The organism is Mesorhizobium sp. M8A.F.Ca.ET.021.01.1.1 (genome assembly GCF_003998025.1).
In the GTDB taxonomy this organism is placed as follows: Bacteria; Pseudomonadota; Alphaproteobacteria; order Rhizobiales; family Rhizobiaceae; genus Mesorhizobium.
The window spans coordinates 1-17,225 of sequence record NZ_RZSJ01000065.1; the positions used below are offsets into that span (position 1 = coordinate 1).

Annotated in this window: 20 protein-coding genes and 1 tRNA gene; 11 read left to right on the forward strand and 10 right to left on the reverse strand. The window is 60.8% G+C overall.

Translation table 11 applies throughout. The features are described 5' to 3' along the window. Nucleotides 1–237: 237 nt before the first annotated feature. From EOA36_RS08160 to EOA36_RS08170, 3 genes are all read left to right on the forward strand, one after another. A complete protein-coding gene (locus tag EOA36_RS08160) occupies nt 238–618 on the forward strand; it encodes a cytochrome c family protein (RefSeq protein WP_127276663.1) in 381 nt (126 codons plus the stop codon). A 22-nt stretch (nt 619–640) separates the two neighbouring features. Next, nucleotides 641–1,576 carry a heme o synthase gene (locus tag EOA36_RS08165; protein ID WP_127276665.1) on the forward strand — a complete coding sequence of 312 codons (936 nt, stop codon included), beginning with the start codon at nt 641–643 and terminating at the stop codon, nt 1,574–1,576. 481 nt (nt 1,577–2,057) lie between these two features. Beyond that, on the forward strand, nt 2,058–2,870 hold the full coding sequence (locus EOA36_RS08170) for a DUF2189 domain-containing protein (RefSeq protein ID WP_127276667.1): 813 nt from the start codon (nt 2,058–2,060) through the stop codon (nt 2,868–2,870). Nucleotides 2,871–2,925: 55 nt separating this feature from the next. Here EOA36_RS08170 and EOA36_RS08175 read toward each other — a convergent pair whose 3' ends face one another. The 8 genes from EOA36_RS08175 to map all read right to left on the reverse strand — a co-directional run bounded on the left by EOA36_RS08175 (nt 2,926) and on the right by map (nt 10,279). Beyond that, a complete protein-coding gene (locus tag EOA36_RS08175) occupies nt 2,926–3,399 on the reverse strand; it encodes an aminoacyl-tRNA deacylase (protein WP_127276669.1) in 474 nt (157 codons plus the stop codon). A gap of 181 nt (nt 3,400–3,580) precedes the next feature. Then, a complete protein-coding gene (locus EOA36_RS08180; RefSeq protein WP_127276671.1) occupies nt 3,581–3,982 on the reverse strand; it encodes a cytochrome C oxidase subunit IV family protein in 402 nt (133 codons plus the stop codon). A 9-nt stretch (nt 3,983–3,991) separates the two neighbouring features. Further along, nucleotides 3,992–4,711 carry a heme-copper oxidase subunit III family protein gene (locus EOA36_RS08185; protein WP_127276673.1) on the reverse strand — a complete coding sequence of 240 codons (720 nt, stop codon included), beginning with the start codon at nt 4,709–4,711 and terminating at the stop codon, nt 3,992–3,994. Nucleotides 4,712–4,724: 13 nt separating this feature from the next. Further along, nucleotides 4,725–5,429 carry a cytochrome c oxidase subunit 3 gene (locus tag EOA36_RS08190; RefSeq protein ID WP_127276675.1) on the reverse strand — a complete coding sequence of 235 codons (705 nt, stop codon included), beginning with the start codon at nt 5,427–5,429 and terminating at the stop codon, nt 4,725–4,727. Beyond that, nucleotides 5,426–7,195 carry a cytochrome c oxidase subunit I gene (gene ctaD / locus EOA36_RS08195; protein WP_127276677.1) on the reverse strand — a complete coding sequence of 590 codons (1,770 nt, stop codon included), beginning with the start codon at nt 7,193–7,195 and terminating at the stop codon, nt 5,426–5,428. Before ctaD ends, EOA36_RS08190 begins: the two co-directional genes overlap by 4 nt. A gap of 20 nt (nt 7,196–7,215) precedes the next feature. After that, nucleotides 7,216–8,094 carry a cytochrome c oxidase subunit II gene (locus EOA36_RS08200; protein ID WP_127276680.1) on the reverse strand — a complete coding sequence of 293 codons (879 nt, stop codon included), beginning with the start codon at nt 8,092–8,094 and terminating at the stop codon, nt 7,216–7,218. 151 nt (nt 8,095–8,245) lie between these two features. Next, complete coding sequence (radC, locus tag EOA36_RS08205; RefSeq protein ID WP_127276682.1) at nt 8,246–9,007, reverse strand: DNA repair protein RadC; 762 nt, start codon at nt 9,005–9,007, stop codon at nt 8,246–8,248. Between the two features lie 444 nt (nt 9,008–9,451). Beyond that, nucleotides 9,452–10,279: a type I methionyl aminopeptidase gene (gene map / locus EOA36_RS08210; protein ID WP_127276684.1), complete on the reverse strand. Its 828-nt coding sequence runs from the start codon at nt 10,277–10,279 to the stop codon at nt 9,452–9,454. Nucleotides 10,280–10,479: 200 nt separating this feature from the next. On the opposite strand from map, the gene EOA36_RS08215 reads away from it, so the two are divergent. The 8 genes from EOA36_RS08215 (at nt 10,480) to EOA36_RS08250 (ending at nt 14,806) form a co-directional block, all read left to right on the forward strand. Beyond that, nucleotides 10,480–10,902 (forward strand): hypothetical protein, encoded by a 423-nt coding sequence (locus EOA36_RS08215; protein ID WP_127276686.1) that lies wholly within the window; start codon nt 10,480–10,482, stop codon nt 10,900–10,902. A 111-nt stretch (nt 10,903–11,013) separates the two neighbouring features. Next, entirely contained in the window at nt 11,014–11,253 is a 240-nt protein-coding gene (locus EOA36_RS08220; protein ID WP_127276688.1) for a hypothetical protein, read from the forward strand. A 191-nt stretch (nt 11,254–11,444) separates the two neighbouring features. Next, nucleotides 11,445–11,741 carry a DUF982 domain-containing protein gene (locus EOA36_RS08225; RefSeq protein ID WP_127276690.1) on the forward strand — a complete coding sequence of 99 codons (297 nt, stop codon included), beginning with the start codon at nt 11,445–11,447 and terminating at the stop codon, nt 11,739–11,741. Between the two features lie 166 nt (nt 11,742–11,907). Further along, a complete protein-coding gene (locus tag EOA36_RS08230) occupies nt 11,908–12,171 on the forward strand; it encodes a DUF6074 family protein (protein ID WP_127276698.1) in 264 nt (87 codons plus the stop codon). 345 nt (nt 12,172–12,516) lie between these two features. Next, a complete protein-coding gene (locus EOA36_RS08235; RefSeq protein ID WP_189553146.1) occupies nt 12,517–13,755 on the forward strand; it encodes a pilus assembly protein TadG-related protein in 1,239 nt (412 codons plus the stop codon). After that, entirely contained in the window at nt 13,752–14,201 is a 450-nt protein-coding gene (locus tag EOA36_RS08240) for a TadE/TadG family type IV pilus assembly protein (protein ID WP_127276692.1), read from the forward strand. The genes EOA36_RS08235 and EOA36_RS08240 overlap by 4 nt, the downstream gene beginning before the upstream one ends. Next, entirely contained in the window at nt 14,191–14,595 is a 405-nt protein-coding gene (locus tag EOA36_RS08245) for a TadE/TadG family type IV pilus assembly protein (protein ID WP_127276694.1), read from the forward strand. Before EOA36_RS08240 ends, EOA36_RS08245 begins: the two co-directional genes overlap by 11 nt. A 135-nt stretch (nt 14,596–14,730) precedes the next feature. After that, nucleotides 14,731–14,806 (forward strand) — tRNA-Cys (locus EOA36_RS08250). A gap of 97 nt (nt 14,807–14,903) precedes the next feature. On the opposite strand, the gene EOA36_RS08255 is transcribed toward EOA36_RS08250, so the two are convergent. Both EOA36_RS08255 and EOA36_RS08260 read right to left on the reverse strand, forming a co-directional pair. Beyond that, nucleotides 14,904–16,043: a hypothetical protein gene (locus EOA36_RS08255; RefSeq protein ID WP_127276696.1), complete on the reverse strand. Its 1,140-nt coding sequence runs from the start codon at nt 16,041–16,043 to the stop codon at nt 14,904–14,906. A 525-nt stretch (nt 16,044–16,568) separates the two neighbouring features. Beyond that, a partial coding sequence (locus EOA36_RS08260; protein WP_145969127.1) for a sterol desaturase family protein occupies nt 16,569–17,225 on the reverse strand: 657 nt, incomplete at its 5' end.

Consider the following 17,225-nt stretch of genomic DNA (forward strand, 5'->3'; position numbering starts at 1 on the left):
CTTTTGGCCTTTGCTTCCATGCATGTCGTTGTTCCCGAAACCGTAATCAATTTTGGGCGACATGCATCAAACCTTCGTACGGTCGACCTCTTCTACCTGCCAGCCAGATTCTGTGGTATATAGATGCCGCAATTCCATATGGGGAGAAGCGGATAATCTGTTCTCCCGTGCAAGGCGCATGGTACCGACATGCGCGCAGATCGTCTCAGGGACATTTGACGATCAGGAGGAAATGCCATGCGCTTGATCGCGTTTTTCGCCGTCGCCTCTCTTGCAACCTTCATCGCCAATCCATCGCAAGCTCAGGACGCTGCGGCTGGTGAGAAGGTCTTCACCAAATGCAAGGTTTGCCACATCGCGGACGAGGACAAGAACAAGATCGGTCCATCGCTGCATGGCGTCATCGGCCGCACCGCCGGTACGCATCCGGATTTCAAATATTCCGATGCCATGATCGCCGCTGGCAAATCCGGCGTCAAATGGGACGAACCGACATTGACGACCTACCTTCATGACCCCAAGGCCATGGTCAAGGGGACCAAGATGACGTTTCCCGGCCTCAAGACCGATGCGGACGTGGCCAACGTCATTGCCTATCTGAAACAATTCTCTCCGTAACCCTGTTCTTTCACCGGCTGATATGTCGACCCAGGAAGGCCGCCTCAAGGATACCGGCATCCGCCTCTCGGAAGCGACAGCGGGCGACTTCTTCGCGCTCTTGAAGCCGCGAGTGATGGCGCTGGCCGTATTCACCGCTTTCGTCGGCCTGATGGTGGCGCCCGGCGCGATGAATCCGGTCATTGCCGTGATTGCAATCGGTGCGATTGCAGTCGGGGCAGGGGCGGCCGGGGCCCTCAACATGTGGTACGACGCCGACATCGACGCGCTGATGTCTCGCACATCAAAGCGGCCCGTTCCGTCGGGCCGCGTCACGCCAGGCGAAGCTCTCGGCTTCGGCCTGGTGCTTTCGGCGCTTTCGGTCATGACGCTCGGCGTGCTGGTGGGGTGGCTTGCCGCGCTGCTGCTGGCCTTCACCATCTTCTTCTACATCGTCATCTATACGATGTGGCTGAAGCGCTCGACGCCGCAGAACATCGTCATCGGCGGCGCGTCGGGTGCCCTTCCTCCGGTCATTGGCTGGGCGGCCGCGACTGGCGCCATCGGCATTGAGAGCTTGATCCTGTTTCTGATCATCTTCCTGTGGACGCCGCCGCATTTCTGGGCACTGGCGCTGTTCAAGGTCGGCGACTACGCGGCTGCCGGCATTCCGATGATGCCGAACGTGGCCGGCCAGGCCTCGACCAGAAGACAGATATTCGCCTATTCGCTGCTCTTGGCGCCGATCGGCGTGCTGCCCTGGATGCTCGGATTCGCGAGCGCGTTGTATGGGATTGCGTCGGCTGCATTGGGCACGGGTTTCATCTGGCACGCCTGGAAGGTTCTGGTCGTTGCAGACAAGGACACGAAGCCTGCGAAAGCGTTGTTTGCCTTCTCGATTTTCTATCTTTTCGCGATCTTTGCCACACTGCTTGCCGACACCGTCGCAACACGGGCGTTCATGTCAGCCGGAGGTTGACGCCGTTGTCGCCACACCCGCCGGCTCGACACCGCCAGTCCGCAATTGTTGCGTTGAAGACCCTGCGAGCAGACCAGGATCGGCTCCGAGATCAAGATGGTATTGCCCAAAATCCCAGGATCAGCAAAGCGACTATGCCAAGGCCGAGTATGAGAAGCGTCCTTCCGTCCATGACCTTCACCTTTGACCCGGCGCATGAGCCTGAAAATCGAAATCGATCTTCAGCAGGAACCATGCGTCAATCAACGTGGTACGGCGCCCTTCGCGTGTCTAAAAAGGGCGCGCGGCGCTGTACCAGAATATCGAAAAAACCCCGCCGGAGCTAGCCAGACCGGCGGGTCTCCCTCTGACAAAGCGCGACAAGTCTCCGGCAAGAGAGTATGTTGTTTGCGGTGCAGGTCGCGGTTTTGCGTGGCCAGTCACACAGAACGGCAGCACCACGAAACCGCGACCTTACCGGACCAGGTCTGGAGGAACGGTCATGGCAAGCTTTCACGTGATTGCAGGTTCCAGCGAGACGCTGGAACATATCGGAATTCGAAAAATCGGTGTTTCCGACCTTTTCGACGCGCTCAAGCGGGGCGTCGACGATTTCATGGTCAAACCATCGCACATCGTTTTTCTCTGCCTGATCTATCCGCTGGTGGGAGTCGTGCTCGCCGCCTGGACTTCCGGCGCCAATGCTTTGCCGTTGTTGTTTCCACTGGTCTCGGGTTTCGCGCTGGTTGGCCCGTTCGCGGCGATAGGCCTCTATGAAATTAGCCGCAGACGGGAAGCCGGGCTCGACACTTCCTGGCGGCACGCATTCGAAGTCAGAAATTCTCCGGCGCTCCCCGCCATCGCGGCGGTCGGGATCATGCTTCTGGCAATCTTCATCACCTGGCTTTTGACGGCGAAACTCTTCTACGAATATCTCTTCGGTCCGGCTCCGCCGGAATCGATATCCAGCTTCATCAATGAGATATTCGCCACCGGACGCGGCTGGTCGCTGATTGTCCTGGGGCATGCCATAGGCTTCGTCTTCGCAGTGGTGGTTTTGTGCACAACGGTTGTCGCCTTCCCATTGCTGCTCGATCGCGACGTCGGCGCCTACGAAGCCATTCACACCTCGGTGCGTGCGGTGCTGGCGAACCCGATCACCATGGCTGTCTGGGGACTGATTGTCGCCGTCGCCCTGATCATCGGGTCGCTGCCGGTGTTCGTCGGGCTGGCCGTCGTGTTGCCGATCCTCGGTCACGCCACCTGGCATGTCTACCGCAAGGTCGTGGAGCCGCCAGCCGGGTCGGCGAGTTGAGGACCTTGCGCCTCCCTGCATCGGCGAGGTGCCGGTGCAGGGCGGATCGAAGCCGTCAGGAAGCCGGGTGACTGAAGCGGCCCTGGTATGCGCCCATGGTCAGATTGCGGAAATCCTTGCCGCTGACATGCACCAGCGTTCGATGGTCGCCGCCTTCGAAGTAGACGTCGGCGGCGTCGCCAAGGCTTTCATCGACGATCACCGGCACATCGTAGGCGGCGCCGATCGGCGGGATGGCGCCAGTGTCGCAATCATCGAAGAGCAAAATCACCTCGTCTTCGGAAGCAAGGCCAAGACGCTTGTCCATGACGTCTTGCAACCTGCCAAGTTCGATCCTGTGGGTGCTCGGAACCACGGCCAGCGTATAGCCAAGCTCGTGGTGAACGACCACGGATTTCGCCATGATGCTGCCGGGCACATGCGCGGCTAGTGCCGCCTGCCGGCTTGTCGACGTGCGATGGTGAGCGACGGTGTCGTAGGAAATTCCCTTGCCGTCGATGAAGTCCTTCAATTTGTTTGCGATCGTCATCCTGGCCTCCCTTGTTTGAGCAAGTTCTTTCCGAACCGAAGATCAGCACGGCAAACCTGAGTCCATTTTTAGGAAAACTGGACCAGCGGCCGATAGTTTCAAGGCGCCGGCAAGAGGGCTGCACGCATGCGAGATCCGTGGGTTCTGCCCGGAAATGCCAAGGGCAAATCCGGTGTGCGCGTCAGGGGCCGGCTCCGAAAAACGACAGCCGGGTGAAAAGCGTGTAGTCGGCCTCAAAGACCATCATGGTCACGAACACCAGCACCAGTATCGGCGGCAGAATGATCGCATAGGCCAGCGCCAGCCGTTCCCAGGCCATGTGCATGAAGACAGCGACGATCAGCCCTGCCTTGAGGATCATGAAGATCAGGATCAGCGACCATCTGAGATAGCCGTGAAGGCCGAAATAATCGACCAGGTAGGAGCAGGTGCTGAGGATGAACAGCCATGCCCAGACCACCAGATAGAGCTTGATCGGATGTTCCTGATGCAAGTCGGCATGTACGATGGCCGCCGGCGCTTCATGTGCATGGCCAGTGTGAAGTGCGTGTTGCCCCAGGCCGTTTGCGGTTGCTTCAGCCATATCTGCCTCTCACCAAAGATAGAAGAATGCGAAGATGAACACCCAGACCAGATCGACGAAGTGCCAGTACAGCCCCATGATCTCGACATTCTCGTAGCGGCCCGTGCGGCTGGTGAAGAATCCGCGCCGGCCGGTGTCGTAGTCTCCACGCCAGACCTTGCGGGCCACGATGATCAGGAAGATCACCCCGATCGTCACATGGATCCCGTGGAAACCGGTGATCATGAAGAAGCATGAGCCGAATTGCGCGGCGCCCCAGGGATTGCCCCAGGGCCGCACCCCTTCGGTGATAAGCTTGGTCCATTCGAAGGCTTGCATGCCGACGAAGGTCGCGCCGAGTGCCGCGGTTACAAGCATGAGGATCGCCGTCTTGCGGCGGTCGCGGCGATAGCCGAAATTGACCGCCATGGCCATCGTTCCGCTGCTTGAGATCAGCACGAAGGTCATGATGGCAATAAGGATCAGCGGGATATCGGAGCCACCGATGCGAAGCGCAAAAACCTCACTCGGATTGGGCCACGGCACACGCGTCGAAATGCGCGCGGTCATGTAGGAGAGCAGGAAGCAGCCGAAGATGAAGGTGTCGCTGAGCAGGAAGATCCACATCATGGCCTTGCCCCAGGACACGTTCTTGAACGCACGCTGATCTGAGGACCAGTCGGCGGCAATGCCTTGCCAGCCCGTGGGCCGTGGTTCCGTCTGGCCGATATGTGTCAGTGTCTCTGCCATCCGCTTGATCCTCTCAGGTCAGCAATCGTTGGCAAATGTCGACGAATGTCGCGGCCCAGCCGGCCAGCAGCGCGAAGATGGCGAGCCAGACGAAGAGCAGGAAATGCCAGTACATGGCGCACAGTTCGACGCTGAGGCGAAGCCGCTCCGGCCGCGCTCCATTCCAGGCGCCGGCGGTGGTTCTGCCGAGGCCCACAAGCCCGCCCAATATGTGCAGGCCATGCATGCCGGTGATCAGGTAGAAAAAGCTGTTGGCCGGATTGGAGCTCAGGAGATAGCCGTCGTCGGTCAGTTGCCGCCATGCCATGAGCTGTCCGATCAGGAAGGCGAGCGCCGTGAGCCCGGCGGTGACAAGACCGAGCCTGACCATGTCGACTTGGCCCCTGCGCGCCGCCACCGAGGCGCATTGCAGGGCTACGCTGCTCAGGATCAGCACGCCGGTGTTGAACCAGAGCAGCTGCGGCAGCGGCAGCGGCTGCCAGTCCGACACCGTCATCCGCATGAAATAGGCGCTGGTGAAGAGCGCGAACAGGCAGCCGACAACGGCGAGGAAGACGCCGAGGCCGATCTTGGCGGTGGGCAGCGCCGACCTGTCGAAGGCGACAAAATCGCTGGCCAGGCCTTGCTCGAGCCATGGCTTGCCCATCAGCCTCTGGTGTGAAAGCCACCATCCGGCAAAACCGGCAATGACGAGCAGGAAGACCAGGATGACGCTCATGCCGGTTCCCTCGAGTGGCCGAAGGAGCCCGGCATGTTCTGCGGGATGAAGTCCTCCTTTGCACCCGGTACGCTGTAGTCATAGGCCCAGCGGTAGACGATCGGCAGATCCTTGCCGAAATTGCCGTGGGCCGGCGGTGTATGCGGCGTCTGCCATTCGAGGGTCGTGGCCCGCCACGGATTGCCGCCGGCCTCGCGGCCATGGCGGATGCTCCAGATCAGATTGAACAGGAACACCATTTGGGCAAAGCCGACGATGAACGCCATGATGCTGATGAACGAGTTCAGGTGGTGGGCCGACTCCGTCATGATCGTCATGTCGGTCAGTTCGGCATAGCGCCGCGGCACGCCCATCAGGCCGAGATAGTGCATCGGAAAGAAGATCAGGTAGGCGCCGAGGAAGGTGACCCAGAAATGGAACCGGCCCAGCATCTCGTTGAGCATCCGGCCGGTGACCTTCGGGTACCAATGGTAGATCGCGCCAAAAACCACGAGGATCGGGGCGACACCCATGACCATATGGAAGTGGGCAACGACGAACATGGTGTCGGACAGCGGGACATCGACGACGACATTGCCGAGAAACAGCCCGGTCAGCCCGCCGTTGACGAAGGTGACGATGAAGGCCAGGGCAAACAGCATCGGTATGGTGAGATGGATGTCACCGCGCCACAGTGTCAGCACCCAATTGTAGACCTTGATGGCCGTCGGAATGGCGATGATCAGTGTCGTGGTGGCGAAGAAGAACCCAAAATAGGGGTGCATGCCGCTGACATACATGTGGTGTGCCCAGACCACGAAGCTCAGCGCGCCGATGCCGACGATGGCCCAGACCATCATCCGGTAGCCGAAGATGTTCTTGCGGGCATGGGTGCTGATCAGGTCGGATACGATGCCGAAGGCCGGCAGCGCCACGATGTAGACCTCGGGATGGCCGAAGAACCAGAACAGGTGCTGGAACAGGATCGGGCTGCCGCCATTGTGCGGCAATTGCTCGCCCATCTCGGAGATCGCCGGCATGAAGAAGCTGGTGCCGAGCGCGCGGTCGAGCAGCATCATCACGCTGGCGACGAACAGCGCCGGAAAGGCAAGCAGCGCCATGACGGTCGCGGTGAAGATGCCCCAGACGGTCAGCGGCAGGCGCATCATCGTCATTCCGCGCGTGCGGCCCTGCAGCACCGTCACCACATAGTTCAGGCCACCCATCGTGAAGCCGATGATGAACAGGATCAGCGACGAGAGCATCAGGATGATGCCCCAGCCCTGGCCACCCGGTGTGCCGCTCAAAATGGCTTGTGGCGGGTACAGCGTCCAGCCGGCCCCCGTCGGTCCGCCGGGCGCAAAGAAGCCCGACACCAGAACCAGCACGGCGAGCAGGTAGATCCAGTAGCTCAGCATGTTGACATAGGGAAAGACCATGTCGCGGGCGCCGACCATCAACGGGATCAGGTAGTTGCCAAAGCCGCCGAGGAAGAGGGCGGTAAGCAGGTAGATCACCATGATCATGCCGTGCATGGTGATGAACTGGTAGTAGGCCTCCGGAGTGATGAAGTCGAACGTGCCGGGGAAGCCGAGCTGCAGCCGCATCAGCCAGGACAGCACCAGGGCGACCAGACCGATGCCCGTTGCTGTCGCCGAATACTGGATCGCGATGACCTTGGCGTCCTGCGAGAAAACGTATTTCGTCCACCAGCTGCGCGGATGATAGAGTTCCACTTCCGCGACTTCGGCGGGCGGGATGCCGTCCGCAGGGGTGATGTCGACCATAGGAACACCTCCGGTCCTTCTCAGCGAGCTCCGGCCGTTTCGAGCTTTGCTGCAATTTTCAAACCCGTCGTCTTGCCCGGCGCCTGCTCTACCGAACCGGTTTGCTGCGGCGCCGACAACTGCGCGAAAGTCTGCTGCTGGCCAAGCCAGGCCACGTAGTCCTGCTGCGTGTCGACCACGACCACGCCATGCATCAAGGGATGCCCTTGGCCGCAGAGTTCGGCGCACAAGACCTGAAAGGTCCCGGTCCTGGTCGGAGTGAACCAGAAATAGGTGACCGAGCCCGGGATCATGTCCATCTTGGCGCGGAATTCCGGGATATAGAAATCATGAAGCACGTCGATGGAGCGGAGCAGCATCTTGACCGGCTTGCCGACCGGCAGATGCAGATCGGCCGCTTCGACCACGACATCGTCCTGACCATTGGGATCGCCGCCGATCACGCCCAGTGGATTGTCGGCGGAGACGTCGCGGGTGTCGGATGTGCCAAGCTTGCCGTCCTTGCCGGGCAGACGGAAACTCCACTGCCACTGCTGGCCGACGACTTCGACGTCGGTTGCGTCGCTTGGGACGTTGACAAACCGGCTCCAGACGAACAGGCCGGGAACCAGCAACGCAGTGACCCCGACCGCGGTGACGATCGTCAGCCACGATTCGAGCCGCTTGTTTTCAGGTTCGTAGGCAGCCCGGTTGCCTTCCCGATGACGGAAACGGAAGACGCAATAGGCCATGAATAGAACCACTGCGGCGAACACGATGCCGGTGATCCAGAAGGTGATGATGATGGTATTGTCGATATAGGCCCAGTTCGAGGCAATCGGCGTCCACCACCATGGGCTCAGCAGGTGAAACAACACTGAGCCCACGACGATCAAAACGAGTACAAGCGCTACGGCCATGTCCCGTTCCTCCAGGCATTCCAAGAGGCGCGAAGCCGTCCAGGGAAATACCTGGCCCATTATAGCTTATTTTGGGGTCGCAATTCTAGAGCCGACTATGTTGATTGAAAAATCCCGGCTCTTGCCCTTGGCCTGGCGCCAGTCCCGCCGTCTAGATCAGCAGCAGGCCCTTCATGCTGGAATAGCCTTTTCGCCCGATGATGATGTGGTCGTGGACTGAGATGCCCAGCCGCTTGGCCGCTTCGATGATCTCTTTCGTCATCTCGATATCGGCGCGTGACGGCGTCGGATCGCCGGAAGGGTGGTTGTGGACCAGGATGATCGCCGTGGCGGACAGTTCGAGCGCGCGCTTGACCACTTCCCTGGGATAGACGGGCGTGTGGTCGACCGTGCCGGTCTGCTGCACTTCGTCTGATATCAGCGCGTTCTTCTTGTCGAGGAACAGGATGCGGAATTGCTCGCGCGCCTCGAACGCCATGGCCGAGCGGCAATAGTCGAGAAGCTGCTGCCATGAGGCCAGGACTTCGCGGCCGTGGATCTCGCCGCGCGCCATGCGCTGGGCGGTCGCCGCGACGACCTTCAGTTCGAGCGCCACGGCCGGGCCGATGCCCTTGACCTCCTGCAACAGGCCGACGGGCGCGCCGAGCACCTCGGCCAAGGTGCCGAAGCGGGCGAGCAGCGCCTTGGCCACCGGTTTGGTGTCGGCGCGCGGGATCAGGCGGAAGAGCAGGAGTTCCAGAAGCTCATAGTCGGGCAAGGCATCCGGACCGGCCGACGCAAAGCGCTCGCGCAGACGATCGCGATGGCCGAGATAATGCGGCTTTTCATCGGCTGCCGCCTTGGCTCTCGCCGCCGACCGCACCGGCACCTCGGAGAAGAAACTCCGCTCATCGTCGTCGCCTTGTGTCGCCATGTGCCGCCCATATCCAGCCCGCAGCTGAGCAATGATCGCTGATCCCCACGAAATACTAGGACGGCGGACAGGGGCGGTCGAGGTCTTTTGTCTTTTCAACGCTGTCAATCAGCCCACAGCCGTCGAGCAGCCGGAATTGCTCCCCAGTCGGCGGCAAGGAATGAGTAGTCTTCAACTTTCGCGCAATGTTGCGGCAATGGGGGGCGCGCAAGCCGGGAGATCCTGCGCATGCTGGATCGCCGCGAGCGTTATCGGGAAAGGCACGACTAATACCCGCGCGAACGCTTCGATCCATGCACCGATGGCAGGGTCAGCGATGGCCGTCCGCGTAGTTGCCGCGAAATAATGCGCTGGTTCCGAGACCAGGACGAGGACGAAGACCGGCGGCCACGCAAACACTGGAAATAGGCGCGAAAACAACCAGACGATAGAGAGGACGGCCTCCTAGGCGGGCAAGCCGGGGCGGTCGAGCTTTTTGGGCGACAGCGTGAAGATCTCGCAGCCGGTGTCGGTTACGCCGACAGTGTGCTCGTATTGCGCCGACAGCGAGCGGTCGCGTGTCACCGCTGTCCAGCCATCCGACAGCACCTTCACATGCGGCCGGCCGAGGTTGATCATCGGCTCGATGGTGAAGATCATGCCGGGGCGCATTTCCACGCCTTCATTGGCATTGCCGTAGTGCAGAATGTTGGGGGCGTCGTGGAACAGCTGGCCGACTCCGTGGCCGCAGAAATCGCGCACCACCGAGCAGCGCTCGGCTTCGGCATAAGTCTGGATGGCGGCGCCGATGGCGCCGGTGCGCGCGCCTGGCCTGACGGCGGCGATGCCGCGCATCAGGCATTCGTGGGTGACCTCGAGAAGGCGTTCGGCCGCCCGCTTGATCGTGCCGACCGGATACATGCGCGAGGAATCGCCGTGCCAGCCATCGAGGATGTAGGTCACGTCGATGTTAACGATATCGCCATCCTTCAGCGGCTTGTTGTCGGGAATGCCGTGACAGACGACGTGGTTGATCGAGGTGCAGGACGATTTCGTATAGCCGCGATAGTTGAGCGTGGCCGGCAGTGCGCCGTGGTCCATGCCGAACTCGAAGACGAAACGGTCGATCGTGTCGGTGGTGACGCTGGGGCCGACCATCGGCACCAGTTCGTCAAGGCAGCGCGCGGTGAGGTCGCATGCCTTGCGCATGCCGGCAAAGCCTTCCTCGCCATAAAGGCGGATCTGGCCGGTGTTTCTGAGCGGTGCCGTGGCGGCGTCGAGATAGGTGACCATTTTGTCCGTATAGAAGGTGGCGCGCCGCAGGAGTGCTGGCGCTAAGATGTCACCAGATTTGGCACTTGGGGGCGAAAGGTTCAAGGAAGAACTGCCTGATGCAGCTCCAGCGCCGGGATATTCGCATGCCGAGGCGATCCTTTTCCCGGTTTTGCATGGCGTTCGCTTTCCATTGTGGCCATCGTGCGTTAGGCGGGGTGATGTTTTGGAGGTCGCATCCGTTCCCGGCGGTCCGGCGCATCAAGTCCCTTGAATCGCCACTGACGGCAGCCTGCTCATGTCTGATGGGCTTGGTGCTGCTGGCGATGCTGTGTCTCGGCCGGCCGGACACGCCCATTTCCTGGGATGCCGCGCAAGGCGGTGCCAGCGTTGGCCTCGAACGGTCGGGTGAGGTCGCAGCGCTGCTGCGTGTCGCCAACAAGGCCCAGGCGCTGGAGGTTCGCGGCGCCCGGCCGGTGCTTGCGAAGTTCGCCGGCGGCCATCCGGCCCTCCCGGTTCCGCAGGCTGTCTTCCGTCGCCCCGCCCCGACGTCGCCGGAGATGTTTGTCGCCGGCCATGGGCCGGTCTGCGCGCCCCGTGTCAGGACCAACCAGCCGCGTGCGCCTCCCTCCACGCGAGCCTGAGCGGTCCGGGACCGCACGTTCACCTCCATTCCAAGCCATTCGCGTCGCAACCCGTGCGGCGGCCGAGAGCCGCGCATTGGTGGCGCGGCGCGTCATTTTCGGATCATTGCAATGCAACAGCGTATCAAGACATTCAAAAGCCTGTCACGCGCGGCCTCGGCTGCTTCATTTCTTTCCGTCCAGGCGCTCATCGGTATCGGAACCGTTTATTGGGCGATCGCCGAGACGCTCTATTTGTCGAGAACCGGAGCGCTCGTCCTCGGCGCCCTGTTCGCCTTGCCGTCAGCCTACGTTCTGCTGACGGTGGCGCAGATGGCCTTCGACGCGGAGACCGATCCGGCCAACCAGTGACCGAGGGCTCAAGACGTCCGTGTTCGAAAGTTCACGGGCGTCTGCTGGTCCTTGCCGCAGCAAACGGTCGCGGTTGACTGCGGCAAATCGTCCGCTTCCGCAGTGGCGACACATTCTCACGACATAAGATGGCGAGCAACTTTTTACGACGAGCGGCGTTGCTTGGGCGATGCCGGTTCGGGAGATGTCGGATGGACAGATTGCAATTCGAGGTGCCGGTGCGCATTGCACCAGGTCCCGGCTTGCCCGTCGAGGAAATCTACGGCGTCGAGCAGGCGCTCGATTTTCTGCAGGACTGGCCGGCACGCCGGCAGGGGCCCGTGTATCAGAAAGCCTTCAATGCCTGTTTTGGCGCGACCGTCGATGTGGTCAAGACCGAAGACGCCTGCCGGGCGTTCATGGCGTTCTGCCGCGTCACCGGACTTATGGCGGGCGACATGATGGCGCCACGCAAGCGCGGCGGTGAGGCGCGAGCACTGCAGGCTTGAGAGCCGCGCCGAATGGCGTAAACCAGTTCAGCTTCGAGTGCGTATGACAATTCGCGTGCGGGGAATGCATTGGCCGGCGCCGTTAAGCTTCCGTTTCCACTTTCGCGGTTAGCCATTGCTTGTTCGGCAATGGTTGATTCGTTGCGTCAGTTTCATGGTTCGGAAGATGTCCCCAGAAAAAGTCCGTGCGTTCCCGATCGATCGTCAGTTATTCTTGGTCAGGGAAGTTGCCGCCAGGCTCGGCAATCTGCATGGCGAGACCGCCACCTCGTTCTGGAAGGCAAAAGCGGCGGAGTTGCTCGATCTCGTTGTCGGGACGGGCAGGGACAGAACGGCGGCCAGTGACGAAGTACGCAGGTTTTTCGTTGCCGTACAAAGAGAACTGTTGGCTGGGTCGGTTGCTGAGCCAGCTCCAGTTCTTTCCGCCTGAAGCAGATATCATCCCAAAGATCGCGCTACTGGTTCGAGTTTTCTTGGCTCATCCTTCGAGTCGGCCACTGCCGGTGCCGTCGCATGTTGTTGGGGCCAGACGGCGCTGATCCCAGTTCGCGGTGATAGGTCCTAAGCCGGGCCGCTTGATCCTGTCCCCATACCGGCTCCCCCATGCAGCGCGGCGTGGTCGTTTCGTCAGGGAACGGTAAACAGCCGGCGCCCCGTCCGTTGGCCCCCTGTTCGTCCAGATGGCCGCGTGCACCCATTAAGAATGGCGGCCTTCATCAAAAATGAGCCAAAGTTTTTAGGCGTTCATTCATACATGCGTGTTTTCTAATGGATTATGGCGTTCAACTGCTTCACCCGAATCCGGCTCATGGCGGCCAGCATGCGCGGCAGCAGAGCGGCGAATGTCGCCACCATCTTTGCCCTCACCTTGCCGATCGTTGTCGGTGCGGCGGGTTTTGGCGTGGAAACCTCCTACTGGTACTATAACAGCTTGAGACTGCAGGCCACGGCGGATGCCGCGGCCTATGCCGGCGCACTGGAGCAGATCTCGGGTTCGGATACGCCGACGATCGTCGCTGCCGCGACCCAGTCTGCGGCAACGAATGGTCTTGGCGCCGGCACGATCGTCGTCAATACACCGCCGGCATCCGGGCCGAACACGGCCAAGAAAGCGGTTGAAGTTATCGTCGGCCAAAAGCTCAATCGTATGTTCACCCTGATCTTCACCCAGAGTCAGGTTCCAGAACAGGCGAGGGCGGTGGCGCTCATCACTGACGCATCCAAGGCCTGCCTCCGGGCGCTCGATCCCTCGGCCTCGCAGTCGGTGCTCGTCTCCGGCAGCGCCAGCATGAAGCTCACCGGCTGCGTCATCATGACGAATTCGATCGCCCAAGACGCCATTAAGGTGCAGGGATCGGCGGCTCTCCAGGCCGACTGCCTGATCTCGGCGGGCGGCGTCGTGCTGAACAATCCGGTGACCACGATCTGCAAGGCGCCGATCACCCAGGCCTTGCCCATACCCGATCCGTTCGCCAGCGTGCCAGCGCCTACCGCCAGCAACCCATGCCAGACTCTCAAAAATAATAAGACGACGCAAACAATCCAGCCCGGGACTTATTGCAGTGGCATGGACCTCTCCGGAAATGTTACGCTTTCGCCCGGCGTCTATGTCGTTCAGGGGAATTTGAAGATCAACGCGGGAGCGGTCGTCACGGGCAGCGGCGTCACCATCTTCATGGCGGGCAGCAGCACCGTCAGCATGAACGGGAATGCGACCGTGACGCTCAGCGCGCCTCAGTCGGGCACCTATTCCGGTATGCTGTTCTACGGTGACAGGACAGGCATGGCGGCGCAGAGCACCTTCAACGGTACTGCAGATTCCTTGCTGACAGGCGCCATCTATTTCTCCAAGCAGCAAGTCAACTACCTGGGCAACTTCTCAGGCAAGAATGGCTGCACGCAGGTTGTCGCCGACACTATCCAGTGGTCCGGCAATTCCACGATCAATCAGGACTGCTCGAGTCTGGGAATGAAGGACCTCCCGGCGGCGGCGTCAGTCGCGATTGTCGAATGAAGCCCGGGGCCTATCGATTGATTCCAGCCATTCGCGAAGACGCGGGCACTGCCGCGGTTGAGTTCGCGATGGTCTTGCCCATCCTGTGTCTGGTACTGCTCGGCATAGCCGACGGCTGGTCATACGTCACGAGTTCGCTGTCGATGCGCGCCAGCGTGAAGACGGCAGCGAACATGCTCTTGGCGGGCTCGGCCGACGACAGCGCGACGCAGGCCGCAGCACTGGCGAACTGGGAGAGGATGCCGGACGACGGTCAGGTCACGCTGAGCCGGATCTACAAATGCGGAACGACCGTGGTCGACGCTTCGACCTTGTGCAGCGGGCCGAAGGCACCGTCGGTCTTTGTCCAGATCGACGCATCGGCGACATGGACACCTCCCTTCACCTTCGGCGTCTTTTCCGCCCCCAGCACGATCGGCCAGCAGGAGCTGATCCGTGTTCGGTAATGCGGGAGGCTTCAAGGCCGATCGATCGGGCGGAGCCGCGCTCGAATTCGCGCTCATCGCACCGTTCCTTATCATGCTGCTATTCGGAATCTTCGCCTTCGGCTGGTCGATGAATTCGGCCTCCAGCGTTCGCTACACGCTGGAGGCGTCCGCACGGTCCCTGCAACTTAACAACACGTTGTCCCAAACTGCCCTCCAGTCGATCGCGACGCAGAAATTGCAGGCCCTGGGCCTGCACGATGTCAACGTCACGATCGCCATCGATCCGGCGAGCGGCGGCTTTCGCATGGCGCATCTGACCGCCACCTATGCCTTCGTCATAGACTTCCCATACTTCGACGGCTTCCCGATCAATTACGCGACGACGGTGACCGTGCCGCTGGTCGGCAGTTAGACACGCAGTCTGACCACGACGCTGCTGGCCTCGAGCCCCGCAGTTTCAGGCTCTTTCCACAGCGGGGGTGTTGCCGAAATTTTTACCCAAGACGTGAAGAATCTTTAAACTTCTGCACGTTACCAAAGCACGCATGGCCTCGTGGCGGAGCGGCTACGCTAGAGACTGCAAATCTCGGAAGCCTCGGTTCGATTCCGAGGCGAGGCCTCCAAATTCCGAAGCAAATGGACTGGATCGGGCGGAAGTAAATCCCATTCCGGGTTCATTTCCGCGTCAGGCCGAGCGATTCCGCGTGGCCGCAAAAAGCTCTATCGGAACAGATATTTCGAGACCTCAGGATTGCCGCGGCGCCACATCACATTGTCCAGGAAATAGTGGTGCACGTTGATGAAAATCAACACGATGAAGAAGAACAGCGACGATCCCAGCACCTCCTGGTCATAGGGGATAAGGGCCGTCAGCGCGGTCGGAATCAGCCAGAAACCCAGACCGCCGAGGAGGAGGCCAGCACTGATGAACTCCAGAAGCCGCACCCTGTAGGCCGGACCAAGAATGGACAGGATTCCGGGCGGCGGAACTTTCTCTGCATCGCGCCCGTCACGCTCGACATTGCTCTGGTAGCGCCAGACCACCGCCAGGTACTGCAAGGAATGGAGCGCCGGCACCACGAGCAGCCAGAGTGGATTTGTCCTTACAATCAGAATCCAGAGATAGAGCGACGCGACGTAGGCGATGACGCCGTTATATGGCAGGCTGCCGCCATTCCTGCCCCAACGATTGATCAGCATCACGGCAGTGGCGGCCGTGGACGCGGCCGCGGCCGACAGCGCGATCGCATTGAGCCATGCAGGGGTGGCAAACGTATAATATTCCAGCCCCAGGTAGTTTTCCTGGCTGACCGCCGTGTTTGTCTGAAGCCATGCGAACAGCCAGACGGCATAGCTGTTGATCAGTAGGATTTTCTTGTCCGGATCGGTGAAGAACCTGCGCTTCAGGACGGCATCCACCATCAACATGCCGTAGCCTTGCTTGACGTAGTGCCAGCCGACGAAAAAGAACATCGCGTTGGTTGCGTTTCCCAGCAGCCGGGCGTTCGCCGTGATCGAGCCGTAGGCAAAAAATGCGCCCATGAGCAGGGGAACGACGATGCCGGCGAAGATGTAGCGGAGCTGGAGGTTCCTGTCGTAGCCGTCGCCGCGCAGCTTCCGTCCGAAATTGCGGTAGAAGAGTTGGTATGAGTGGGCGAAGTGCGGATAGTTGATCACATAAGCCAGGAAGAGCATCGTCGCCGCCACCAGACTTTCGTACCTCAGTGGCACGAAGTACAGCGCCGGCAATATCAGGAATGCGCTGCCGCCAAGCATCAGAAAATCCGCGAGCGGACCAAAGAGATATTTTGGGGGCGTTGCCGCGGGAGCGCGTACATCGGCCGAAAGGTGAACCGTCATATGAGCGCTCCTTTCGCATCCATTTAATCACCGGCCCGTCCGCTCGACAAGATAGAGGAGCCGAGCGGTCAGCGCGAAGGCATGGCTGCAGCCGACGTCGTAGCCGGCGATATTGTCGACGCGGTGCCGCCCCCTGCCAAATCGCATCGGCCAGCCATTGGCCGCGTAGGATCGGGAGAGAGACCGAGGTCTGATAGACTGGCATTGGTGACCGGGAGGAACGCGCTGTAACGGCCTCGCAAGCTCGGTTTTGCCGCTCGAAGTTCCCGCCACGAGCGGAAGAGCCAAGACCAGGGTTGTCATTTGAGGATGACGTAGAGTGGAATCAGGATAGAAAAAGCGGCGACGCCAGTGAGAAATAGGTCTGTGATCATGCGCCGCCGCGGTGCGCGACGTACACGAAATGTCGGTATCTACGCAAAACCCGCCCCCATTATTGCCCCAACTGAGCATCGCGTAGTCACGGCAGGAGTGCAAGCATCGTCTAAATTAGGAGTGCGCAATCATCTAACCGTAGCGCAAGCTTCACGGTTCCGACCGCGGTCTATCCCCGGTCGTGACCGCCTTGCGCGGCACCAGGGGATAACCGATCTGGCCAAAGATGTTTGAGGGGATCGGATCGTCGACGCCGTACTTGGCCGGCATTGAGGCTGTAGGCACGCGATAGGTGCCAAACACCAGGTCGATGAGCGCCAGTTGGCCGGCGAAGTTGCGGTCATAGGCGGCTCGCTCGCCGGCATGGTGCCAGTGATGGAACTGCGGACCGGCGATCAGCCAGGTCAGCGGCCCGAAGCCGATCTTGGTGTTGGAATGGACCAGCATCGTGTGCCCCATATAAATCACCGAATAGAGCGCGATGGCCTCGCCGCTGAAGCCGAGCAGGAACACCGGCAGCAGCGCCGTTGCCTTGGTGACGATCTGGTCGACGGGGTGGACGTGGAAGGCGGCGAGGCAGTCCATTTCCTCGACGCTGTGATGGATGGCATGGAAGCGCCAGAGGATCGGGACGGCATGAAAGGTGCGGTGCGCGGCGTAGACGCCAAGGTCGGTCAGCACGATGATTTCCAGTACCTGCATCCAGGTCTGCTGGCCCGCCACCCCCGTCGTCACCCCGTCCGGCACCAGCAAGGCGAGCGCGCTGAAGATCGGCACGAAGATCAGGCCGCCGACGAAGTTGACGAC